This is a genomic window from Pseudomonas sp. W15Feb34, assembly GCF_023127765.1.
GTDB classification, from domain to species: Bacteria; Pseudomonadota; Gammaproteobacteria; order Pseudomonadales; family Pseudomonadaceae; genus Aquipseudomonas; species Aquipseudomonas synxantha_A.
Window position 1 is genome coordinate 57,795 of record NZ_SPKN01000001.1, and the last position, 8,367, is coordinate 66,161.

At 62.1% G+C, this 8,367-nt stretch carries 8 protein-coding genes; 1 reads left to right on the plus strand and 7 read right to left on the minus strand.

Going from position 1 to position 8,367, the window contains the following annotated elements:
• Positions 1 to 125: 125 nt before the first annotated feature.
• The 7 genes from E4O97_RS00265 to E4O97_RS00295 all read right to left on the minus strand — a co-directional run bounded on the left by E4O97_RS00265 (position 126) and on the right by E4O97_RS00295 (position 7,239).
• Positions 126 to 1,760, minus strand: coding sequence for an ATP-dependent DNA ligase (locus E4O97_RS00265; RefSeq protein WP_248160732.1), 1,635 nt, complete (start codon positions 1,758 to 1,760; stop codon positions 126 to 128).
• Complete coding sequence (locus E4O97_RS00270; RefSeq protein WP_248160733.1) at positions 1,757 to 2,761, minus strand: ligase-associated DNA damage response exonuclease; 1,005 nt, start codon at positions 2,759 to 2,761, stop codon at positions 1,757 to 1,759. The genes E4O97_RS00265 and E4O97_RS00270 overlap by 4 nt, the downstream gene beginning before the upstream one ends.
• A gap of 200 nt (positions 2,762 to 2,961) precedes the next feature.
• Positions 2,962 to 5,403: a penicillin acylase family protein gene (locus E4O97_RS00275; RefSeq protein WP_248160734.1), complete on the minus strand. Its 2,442-nt coding sequence runs from the start codon at positions 5,401 to 5,403 to the stop codon at positions 2,962 to 2,964.
• A gap of 162 nt (positions 5,404 to 5,565) precedes the next feature.
• Entirely contained in the window at positions 5,566 to 5,766 is a 201-nt protein-coding gene (locus tag E4O97_RS00280) for an SEC-C metal-binding domain-containing protein (protein WP_003189235.1), read from the minus strand.
• The gene (locus E4O97_RS00285; RefSeq protein ID WP_228309477.1) at positions 5,763 to 6,245 is read right to left on the minus strand and encodes an LEA type 2 family protein; all 483 of its coding nucleotides are present in this window, start codon (positions 6,243 to 6,245) and stop codon (positions 5,763 to 5,765) included. Before E4O97_RS00285 ends, E4O97_RS00280 begins: the two co-directional genes overlap by 4 nt.
• A gap of 21 nt (positions 6,246 to 6,266) precedes the next feature.
• Positions 6,267 to 6,737 carry a YchJ family protein gene (locus E4O97_RS00290; RefSeq protein ID WP_248128125.1) on the minus strand — a complete coding sequence of 157 codons (471 nt, stop codon included), beginning with the start codon at positions 6,735 to 6,737 and terminating at the stop codon, positions 6,267 to 6,269.
• 4 nt (positions 6,738 to 6,741) lie between these two features.
• Positions 6,742 to 7,239 (minus strand): DUF6231 family protein, encoded by a 498-nt coding sequence (locus tag E4O97_RS00295; RefSeq protein ID WP_005785798.1) that lies wholly within the window; start codon positions 7,237 to 7,239, stop codon positions 6,742 to 6,744.
• 188 nt (positions 7,240 to 7,427) lie between these two features.
• Here E4O97_RS00295 and E4O97_RS00300 point away from each other — a divergent pair, with 188 nt between their 5' ends.
• Positions 7,428 to 8,186, plus strand: a complete 759-nt coding sequence (locus E4O97_RS00300) for a collagen-like protein (RefSeq protein WP_078820485.1) — start codon at positions 7,428 to 7,430, stop codon at positions 8,184 to 8,186.
• Positions 8,187 to 8,367 lie beyond the last annotated feature (181 nt).

An 8,367-nucleotide genomic window follows, 5' to 3' on the forward strand; every position in this document is an offset into this window, starting at 1 on the left:
GTGGGATAAGGCAAGGCTGAGTGTAGGAGATGCCCGAAAATGGGCATCTGAAAGTGAGTGCACCATTGCAGGTCTGTGGGGATCCCAATGTGGGAGGGAGCAAGCCCCTCCCACAGGGATTTATGTCAAGTCAGTAGGTCTTGCAGTGTGGCGAGGTTGTCAGCCTCTTCCACCGTCTTGTCCTGACGCCAGCGCAACATGCGCGGAAACCGCACCGCAATCCCGCTCTTATGCCGCTTGGACAGGGCGATACCCTCAAACCCCAATTCAAACACCATGCTTGGCGTCACGCTGCTGACCGGGCCGAACTTCTCCACGGTGGTTTTGCGCACAATCGCATCGACCTTGCGCATTTCCTCGTCGGTCAGCCCGGAATAGGCCTTGGCGAACGGCACCAACGTGCGCTCGCTGCCCGGCGGGCCGTCCCATACCGCGAAGGTGTAGTCGCTGTACAGGCTGGCGCGCCGGCCATGGCCGCGCTGGGCGTAGATCAACACGGCGTCGACGCTGAAGGGGTCGACCTTCCATTTGAACCACAGGCCCATGTCCTTGGTGCGGCCCACACCGTAAAGGCCCTTGCGATCCTTGAGCATCATGCCTTCAACACTAAGGCTGCGAGAGGCTTCGCGTTGGGTCGCCAGCGCTGCCCAGGTTGGCCCCTCGATCAGCGGCGAAGGCAACAGCACCGGTTGGTTGCACACAGCGATCACCTGTTCCAATTGCGTGCGGCGCTCGGCCTGGATGTGGTTGCGCCAGTCGTCGCCCTGATACTCCAGCAGGTCGTAAGCGAGCACGGCGACGGGCGCATCCTCAAGCACCTTTTTACTCAGGGTTTTTCGACCGATCCGCTGTTGCAGCAGCGCAAAGGGTTGCACCGCGTCTTTCCACACCACGATTTCGCCATCGATCACCGTGCCGTCGGGCAGGCCACTGACCAGGCTGTGAAGCTCGGGGAAACGCTCGGTCACCAACTCTTCGCCTCGTGACCAGATCCACAGGCGCCCCTCGCGCTTGACCAACTGCGCACGGATGCCATCGAACTTCCATTCCACCTGCCAGTCGGCGGGGGGGCCGAGCAGGCTGTCGAATTGCTCGACGGGTTGCGCCAGCCCGTGGGCGAGAAAAAACGGATACGGCTGCCCGCCGCGTTGTGCATGTTCGTCGGATGATTCGGCAGCGATCAGCTTGAGATAACCCTCGGCTGTAGGACGGTTGGACAGGTCGGTATAGCCCACCAACCGCTGCGCCACGCGCTTGCTATCCAGATTGGCCATGGCGGCAAGAGCGCGGGTAACCAGCAGTTTGGAGACGCCGACGCGAAAGCTGCCGGTGATCAATTTGATGCACACCATCAGGCTCGGTTGATCCAGTTGCGCCCATAGCGCCGGCAGGCGCGCGGCAAGGTCCATGGGCGATAGACCGCGCAGCGGCAGCAGTTTTTCTTCCAGCCACACGGCAAGCCCGTCTTCAGAGCTGTAGGTCGATTCGGGGAGCAGCAGGGAGATGGTTTCGGCCAGGTCGCCTACGGACTGGTAGCTCTCTTCGAACAGCCACGGCTCGATGCTCGCCGCCTCAGTCGCCATATCCCTGAGCAAGCGTGTGGGCACCAGTTGCCGTGGTCGCCCGCCGGAGAGGAAGTACACCGCCCATGCCGCATCTTCCGGCGGCGCTTGCAGGAAGTAGGCTTGCAGGGCTGCGAGCTTGGCATTGCTGGAGGTGGTGGCGTCGAGGTTGGCGTACAGCTCGGCGAAGGCTTTCATGCCGTGGCCTCTTCTTCGTCATCACCGTATTCGGTGCTGAAGCCCTGGGCGTCCAGGCCCTTTTCTCGCAGGTGGCGTACCAGCACTCCGACCGAACCGTGGGTAACCATCACCCGTTCGGCGCCGGTTTGTTCGATGGCCCACAGCAGCCCGGGCCAATCGGCGTGGTCCGACAGCACAAAGCCGCGATCCACCCCGCGCCGGCGCCGTGTACCGCGAAGGCGCATCCAGCCGCTGGCGAAGGCGTCGCTGTAGTCGCCAAAACGGCGCATCCAGGTGCTGCCGCCGGCGGAGGGCGGGGCGATGATCAAGGCTTGGCGCAGCAACGGGTCGGTCTTCTTGAAATCTCCGGCATACAGGGTTTCGGGAATGTAGATGCCGGCCTCGCGGTAGACCCGGTTCAACGGCTCGACGGCGCCATGGCTGAGGATCGGACCGATGCTGGCGTCGAGGCCATGCAGAATGCGCTGGGCCTTGCCGAAGGAATAGCAGAACAGCACGCTGGCCTTGCCCGTGGCGATATTGGCCTGCCACCAGTCATTGATCCCGGCAAAGATCTGCGCTTGGGGCTGCCATCGGTAGATCGGCAGGCCAAAAGTGGATTCGGTGATAAAGGTGTGGCAACGCACCGGCTCGAAAGGCGCGCAGGTGCCATCGGGTTCGACCTTATAGTCGCCGGACGCGACCCAGACTTCACCCTGATATTCCAGGCGCACCTGAGCCGAACCGAGCACGTGACCGGCTGGATGGAAACTCAAGGTAACACCGTGATGCACCAACTGCTCGCCATAGGCCAGGGTTTGCAGGTTGATGTCCTGGCCCAGGCGCCAGCGCAGGATACCTTCGCCGGGGGCCGCGGCCAGGTAATGTTGGTTGCCGGTGCGCGCATGATCGCCGTGGGCGTGGGTGATCACGGCGCGCTCCACCGGGTGCCAGGGGTCGATATAAAAATCACCCGCAGGGCAATAGAGGCCTTCGGGGCGGGCGATGACGAGGTCCATGGGGTGACCGGGGAGATGGGCTTGTTAGTTATGAGGCGGGGCTGGGTGTAGAAGTTCTATCTGAATGCATGGGATCCAAATGTGGGAGGGGGCGTGCTCCCGATAGCAGTAGTTCAGTCAATGAATGTGTTGACTGTCACACCGCTATCGGGAGCAAGCCCCCTCCCACATTTGGATTCGGTTTCTGCTGGGAAACCGGGTTACTTGCCGGGCGTCAGGGTCAACCTGATCTTGCCATACACCTTTTCAAAGTTCTGCGGCTGCATCGGGAAGCTCAGGTATTGCGCCTTGAGCGCCGGGTCGATGCCGTTGGCATAGTTCGGGCTGGCCGGGTTGCCGGACTGGCCGATACCGCCCTGGCCCAGCATGGGTTCGGCCAGGCCGAAGTCGATGATCATGCGCAGCGCCGACACCTGGGTGGTGTTGAAATCCTCACCCCAGTTATACGGCGCCGGGTTCAAGGTGTTGTGGTCGCCACCACTGGCGAAGGGGCCGCGAATCACCTGGCCACTGGTGTTTTTCCAGGTGGTGCTGTGCAGCTTGCCCCACTGCCAGGCTTTGTGATCGGCACCCAGTTGGCTGTCACCGGCAGTGATAGCGGCGGCAAGCGTGCGGGCCAGGATCGCCGGTTTGTCTTCTTTTTGCGCGGTCCGCGTGTCATCCCAGAACGGACTGTCTTCGCGGCCCAGCAGGTGGTCGGCGATGGCTGAGTAGGACAGGCTGGCGTTGCTGACAAAGGCTTTCCAGCTGGCGCTGTCTTGCGGGCCGAGTTTGTCGAGGAAAATCTGCCTGGCGCTTTCCTGCAGGAACAGCTCGTAGATCGCCGCGTCAGCCGAGGTTGGCGCAAGGCGACCATCGAAGGCCATCAGGCGCTCCAGTGCTTCGCGAGCCTTGGCGCGCTCCGCTGGCGGCAGGGCGTCGATTGCCTGCTTGAGCGGCTGGGCCATGCCCGGAGCCTGGAACATGCTCTTGAGCTTGGCGGCGAAGGTCGTGGTCTGGTCGTATTGCATGGCGATCAGGCTGCGGCTGTCATGCTTGCCGGCACCGGCCAGTTGCGCCAGACGTTCGCTGCGCTCCGGTGCGTCCCAGGAGTTGGACAGTTGCATCCCGTAGCCACGCGGTGCGGTGCGCTGGTTGGCCGTGCCGATCCAGCCCTGGGCCGGGTCCTGGTCGTAGGGGTGCAGCATCGCATCGGCATAACCGTCCCAGTCAAAGCGCGTGTCCCAACCCGGCGATGGCAACAGGCCCTCGCCCTCGCGGCGGTTGGGGAAGCGACCGGTGACTTGCCAGCCGATATTGCTGGCGTCGGCAAAGATCATGTTCAACGCGATGGCGCGAATCTCGCGAGTGGCGTCCGAGGCCTTGCCGGCGTTTTGCGCACGGGACAGGTCGAAGAACGCGTCCAGGCTCTTGTCTTCCTTGAAGTCGGCAGTCTGCAGGGCCAGGCCAAGACCGCTGGTGAGAGCCTGGCTGCTATTGAGCAGCGCGCCGTGACGGGTTTCGTACACCGTTTCGCGAATCGAGCGCTGGCCCTTGATAAAGAAGGTTTCGTTGCGCACGCCAGCCGGCAGCCATTTGCCGTTGTTCTCGTAGTACAACGCGTTGCCCTGGCGCTTGACCTTCTCCAGGAACAGGTCCTGGGTGTCGCCCTTGACCGCGCTCATGCTCCACGCCACCTTGCCGTTGAAACCGGATAGCAGGGTCGGCAGGCCAGCGATCGAAGCACCCACGGCCTGATATTTAGGCGCGCGAATCTGCACGTAGCTCCATGGCGACGGGGCTTGTGGCGTGGCGGCGATATCGTTGGCCAGCAGGCTTTTGCCGCTGCGGCTGCGTTGCGGGGCGATGGCCCAGTTGCTTGAGGTGGTGACCCCGAGCGTGTTGAGGCCGCTCAACTGCTGGCTTACCGTGTCCAGGGCGGCGAGGCCGCTGATCTGCCCCAGGTTCACGCCCTTGAGCTTGTCGGCCTCGGCCAGCGGCACGGCTTCGTCCGGCGCGCTTGGGATGAGCCAGGCGAGTTTGTCGACGCCGACCTTTTGCGCCAGCACCAAGGACGAAATCTCTTCCTGCAGGTTGCTCGACTCGCTGAAATTGAGCAGGCAGAACAGCAGCGCCGAGTCTTCCGGCTTCCAGTATTCGGGTGTGTAACCGCTTTGGGCCAGGTCCGCCGGCAGCTTGTCGCGATAGCGGAACAGGTAGGCATTGACGCCCCGGGCATACACTTCAAAGAAGCGCTTGAGGCGCGGCGACGAGGCGTTGTACAGCTCGCCCGCGCTTTTCTTGAGGTTGACCGCACGCATGAAACGGTCGACATCCAGCACTTGCGGCCCGGACATTTCCGCCAGGCGGCCCTGTGCCAGCAGGCGCAAAGTGACCATCTGGGTAATGCGGTCGCTGGCGTGCACATAACCAAGGCTGAACAGCGCGTCGTGGAAGGTGTTGCTTTCGATCAGCGGCATGCCTTGGGCATTGCGGCGTATCGATACATTCTGTGCCAGGCCCTTGATTGGCTGTACGCCAGCCACGGGTGGCAGGGTGTCCTGGGTGTTCTGGAGCTGGCAACCCGCCAGGCCCAAGGCACTGGCCACTGCCGCGGCAACGCCGAACCGGGGAAGAAAGTGTAAGAGGGCTGGCGAGGCCATGGCAAAGCTCCTGCGGGGGGTAGCGTCAGTAAAGGCGCTACGTTAGTGAGCGCGGCGAAACGACGCAAGCGGGAGTTGTGTAATTGCGTGAGTGCTCAAGCTATGTGCAAATCAATGTAGGAGGGAGAAAGCCCCCTCCCACATTTTGATCATCAGTGCGGCTTATGCGCCATGGCACTTCTTGAATTTCTTCTCGCTGCCGCACGGGCACGGATCGTTGCGGCCAACATCCTTCAAGGCGTTGCGCACCGGTTCCTGGTGAGCGTGGCCGCAGTTCGGCCCGTGGACATGGCCGTGGTCGTGATCATGGTGATCGTGATCGTGGTTGCAGTCAGGACCATGGACATGGGGTTGCTGAGTCATCGATGTTGCTCCGGAATAAAATCGCCGGGGATTATCTCGCCATTGTGAGCCACCTGCACGTCATTACCGATGAATAATCCGGTTTTCAGCTCGCCCTCCAGACGATAGGGCACGGGGCGCTCGGGATTTTTCAGCATCTGCACCACATCGCGTACGCGTGGCCAGAGGTTGGTGCGTACCGAGACCCGGAAGACTTTATGACCGCGCGGCGGCACGGTCAGCCATTCATTGGATTCGCCTTCGGTCAACACCAGATCGCCAAGGGTGACCTTGTAGATCAGGCCGCGCACGGTCAGGTCGGCATCGTCGCGGTTGTCCACGCGAAAGTAGAGTTTGAATTTCTGCTCCAGCAGCTTGGCGCGCACGACTTCGACCTTCACCAGCGATACGTGAGGTGGCGGCGAGTCATCTTCGAACCACGAGGCGCAGCCGGTCAGGCCCAGGATTAACGCCAGCATCAAGCTATAAATCCGAAGCATGGCGTTATCCCTGTGAGTGAATTAAAGGTAGCTGGAACAGCACTTCTTGAACTTCTGCCCACTGCCGCACAGGCACGGGTCATTACGCCCGGCCTTCAGTTCCACCGTAGGGTCGATGAAGTACCAGCGCCCCTCATTCTGTACGAAAGAAGACTGCTCGCGGTGGCTATGTTCGCCGGTGCTGTCATGCCAGCGCGCAGTAAAGGTGACGAACGCGTGTTCCGGCTGGCCGCCGAAGACCTCGGAGCTTTCCACCTCGAGGCCCAGCCAGGTGCTCTGCGCACTCCAGGCGGCGATGGCGTTGCGGTCCAGACCGGCCTGTTGCGCGGGCAGGGTGGTGGCCACCAGGTAATCGACCAGGCCCAGCACATAGGCGCTGTAGCGCGAGCGCATCAACGCACTGGCACAGGGCGCCGGGTGGCCGGCGTGATAATGGCCGCAGCAGGCATCCAGCAGATTGCCGCTGCCGCACGGGCAAATGGATGTACTCATCGGGTTACCACCAATACTTTCCAAAATTCTCCGGGTTGGCCCAGAAGCGTGCGTTGAGCCAGTCGGGCACTTGTTTATAGTCAAGCAGATCATAGGTAAACAGCGTCAGAACTTGCTCATCGCGCTGGAAGCGCTCGCCGGCTTGCAGGGCCAGGGAAAAGAAGTCGGTGTCCTTCCAGTCGCAGGCACGCAGGTCGACCAGCACCGCGATCCGGCTGGCATTGAGGTTTCGAATGCCGCCCAGAAGCGTCAGACCTTGAGGCTTGGGCAAGTGTTCAAGGCAATCGACTACCAGCGCCAAATCAAAACGCTGCGCTGCCAGTTCGGCAGGCAGTGGCCCAGGTGCGGCGACACAGACGTTCACATCCGGGTGCGCGGTTTTAAACGCCTCCAGCGCCGGAAACTGGCTGGCGCCCAATAACAGCAGGCGTTTGGGCTGGTGCAACTCAAGCAGGGCAGCCAGGGCTTGCTGGGGTGTACGGGAAGAAATTCCAGCGGTCATTGCAGATCCTCACATCAGGACGGTAGAGACTAGCGCGGCTGGGCGTGCGAGCCTAGGACATTGCGGTCAGGGCCACGGCGGCTTGTACCGTACCTGCGGAAGTTTTTTGATCCTTCACTGGCAAATCGCCGGTAGAAGTCGTTACTGTGCGCTCAAAGAAAAATTTGAAAACACTCAGGAGCCCCATGATGCGTAAGGTTTTTCTGTTGGCCCTGCTGGTCAGCCCCATTGCCCTGGCCCAGAGCGTCAGTGTCGAAACCAACTCGTTGATGCGCCTGCCCAGCAGTACCAGCGTGTTGCAGCTTGAGCGCCTGGACGTGGCGGACTATGGCACTTTGCTGATTCCGGCCACTATCAGTCAGGTCACTGTGGATGAGTTGCACCTGGGGCGTGACGCACGCATCACCATTGTTCCCGGCGCTAGCGCGCTGCAAATGCAAGTGCGCCAGGCGCAACTGGAGCAGGGTAGCCAGATCACGTCCCGCGGCGCCCCCGGCACCCATGAAAAACCTGCCAAGGCTGGGCGTGACCTGACCTTGCGGATCAATTCCCTCACTGCTGAAGCGTTGTCGGTAGACGCCCGCGGCGGTGCCGGTGCCCAAGGGTACGCGGGCCTGGATGGCGCCAACGGCGTGGACCCAGGCTGCACCTGGGGTTCGGCCGGGCGCGGGTTTAACGGTGACAACGGTGGTGACGGCCTGCCGGGTGCGGCGGGCGCACAGGTACGCCTGGAATTGCCGCAGGACTTCCCGATTGAGCAAATCAAGGTCTGGGTGGACGGCGGTGCCGGTGGGTTGCCTGGCGTGGCGGGTAAACCTGGCAAGGGTGGGCAGTCCAAGGGCTGCCTGGTGTACCGCGCCGATGGTGGCGACAAGGGTCGGCCGGGGCTTGAAGGGCAGCCGGGGCCGGCCGGGCCTGCGGGGGCGGTGACCATTCAGCGGCTTTGAGTCGACTGTTCCGATGCTACCGGGGCAAGGCGAGTCGTCGCATCACCCCTTCCACATGTTGGAATGCATTTCAGGTGGGAGGGGGCTTGCCCCCGATGGCGGCCTCAGGGCCGACCAGGATGCTGGATCAGACCGAGTACATATCCGTTATTTAGGTAACGGCCGCTATTGGTTCCGCTTT